The organism is Bifidobacterium sp. UBA6881, from assembly GCA_002451435.1.
Lineage (GTDB): Bacteria > Actinomycetota > Actinomycetes > Actinomycetales > Bifidobacteriaceae > Bifidobacterium.
This window is the reverse complement of the sequence record DKCF01000022.1, coordinates 1-574: the sequence shown is the minus strand read 5'-3', so window position 1 is coordinate 574 and position 574 is coordinate 1. Positions and strand designations below refer to the sequence as shown.

The 574-nt window shown below is 63.9% G+C and carries 1 protein-coding gene and 1 pseudogene; both read left to right on the top strand.

What is annotated here, in order from left to right:
• Nucleotides 1–323: pseudogene (locus tag B3C64_RS01680) on the top strand (shikimate dehydrogenase); the annotation flags it as partial.
• Nucleotides 320–574, top strand: a 255-nt coding sequence (locus B3C64_RS01675; RefSeq protein ID WP_291533279.1) for an RNase adapter RapZ, incomplete at its 3' end; no start/stop codon positions are given. The pseudogene B3C64_RS01680 and the gene B3C64_RS01675, both read left to right, overlap by 4 nt.

Here is a 574-nt window from a genome sequence, read left to right as displayed (position 1 = left end):
CCGTCGCGATCAACACCATACCGGGCCATGCCGCCGACTCCATCGCCGCGCAGCTGTCCACGTCCGGCCGTCCCATGCGCGGCACGTTGCTCGACGTGGTATACGACCCCCGTCCCACCGAGCTGATGAAGGCATGGCGCGCACAAGGCGGCACGGCCATCGGGGGCGAGGAGATGCTGCTGTACCAAGCCATGGTCCAGGTATGGCTGATGACGGGCGCAGGAAACGCGCCGACATCCAATGCGTCGGGCGCGGAAACGCGTTTCGAGCTTGATGAAGGACTTGAGCACGCCATGCGTGCCGCACTTGAGGAGGCTCTATGACGATTCGGAAGAATGACGAAACGTTGCCGAACGGCACCCATTCCAGCGCGCCCTCGCCCGCTGAGGGCTTCGAGGTGCTGCTGATCACCGGCATGAGCGGCGCGGGACGTTCCCGCGCCGCCGACAGCATCGAGGACATGGGCTGGTATGTGGTCGACAATATGCCACCGAAGCTTCTGGTGCCATTGGTCGATATGATGACCTCAGCGGGTTCGGGCATCCACAAACTTGCCGCCGTCATCGACGTGCGG